This window comes from Pantoea sp. SIMBA_079 (assembly GCF_046940275.1).
In the GTDB taxonomy this organism is placed as follows: Bacteria; Pseudomonadota; Gammaproteobacteria; order Enterobacterales; family Enterobacteriaceae; genus Pantoea; species Pantoea borealis.
The window spans coordinates 1-231 of the sequence record NZ_JAWRYR010000998.1 but is presented as its reverse complement, the minus strand read 5'-3'; the positions used below and the strand labels follow the sequence as shown (position 1 = coordinate 231).

Below are 231 nucleotides of genomic sequence, written 5' to 3'. Positions count from 1 at the left end.
CCTGTGACTAAAATGAAATGAGAATCATGATCATTATTATTTACACTAAAAGCAACTTTGTCCAGTGTGACACCACTAAACCTGCGCTGGATCGTCGTGGTATCGCTTACCAGATCATCAATCTTGATATACAGCCGGAGGCGACTGGAGAGCTCAGAACGCTGGGCTCCCGCCAGGTACCGGCCCGCGTAGCATCTCTTTCTTCCACTGACGCGCATCCGCCGACATATG

At 49.8% G+C, this 231-nt stretch carries 1 protein-coding gene; it reads left to right on the top strand.

Features of this window, described 5'->3' with window-relative positions; genetic code table 11:
• Positions 1-26: 26 nt before the first annotated feature.
• Positions 27-231: glutaredoxin domain-containing protein (locus SB719_RS22920; RefSeq protein WP_412160152.1), on the top strand; the 205-nt coding region annotated here is incomplete at its 3' end.